Here is a 588-nt window from a genome sequence, read left to right as displayed (position 1 = left end):
TTGTCTATTTCTACTTACCTGCGTACTACTGGACAACTTGAACCCGTAAAAGCGAATATAGATTATGAGGCGGTAAAGGACCTCACTAAGCTACAAGGCGATTTAGGGAGAGTAGCTGGTTTATTAAAATTATGGTTAGTTACAAATAATGGGAAAGGTGGAGTACCAAATGATATAGATAAAATGATGGTAGCATTTCGTGAACTCCAAAAACAAATTTTTGAAAAAATATCCGCACTATGATTGCTAAGCGTGTTGAAAGAAAAAAATCAACATCCAATATGGCACGATTGGCTCGTTATATTATGGATTTAGATGGGGGAAGTTTACCAAGAGATTGGAAACTTACATCCGATTACATAATTGATGATAATATACAAAATAGCGCAAAAGTAGCATCAGTAAGAGTTACAAATTGTCATACAGATGATCCTGTTATGGCAACAGAATTCATTTTAAAAAGTCAAGATCAAAATAAAAGATCAAAGACTGATAAAACATATCATTTGGTCTTATCTTTTCCGGTTGGAGAAACTCCAGAGAGAGAAACACTCTACGCAATTGAAGATAAATTTTGTGCTGCGCTAG

At 34.7% G+C, this 588-nt stretch carries 2 protein-coding genes; both read left to right on the top strand.

Annotation, left to right across the window (positions count from 1 at the left end):
• On the top strand, nucleotides 1–243 hold a 243-nt coding region (locus ACFIKY_RS09255), incomplete at its 5' end, for a conjugal transfer protein TraJ (RefSeq protein ID WP_375661759.1).
• On the top strand, nucleotides 240–588 hold a 349-nt coding region (locus ACFIKY_RS09250; protein ID WP_375661758.1), incomplete at its 3' end, for a relaxase/mobilization nuclease domain-containing protein. The genes ACFIKY_RS09255 and ACFIKY_RS09250, both read left to right, overlap by 4 nt.

Origin of the sequence: Bartonella sp. CR127HXZ (assembly GCF_042194555.1) — a bacterium.
Taxonomy (GTDB): domain Bacteria; phylum Pseudomonadota; class Alphaproteobacteria; order Rhizobiales; family Rhizobiaceae; genus Bartonella; species Bartonella grahamii.
Note: the sequence above shows the minus strand (reverse complement) of the source record. Positions and strands in the feature narration are given on the sequence as shown.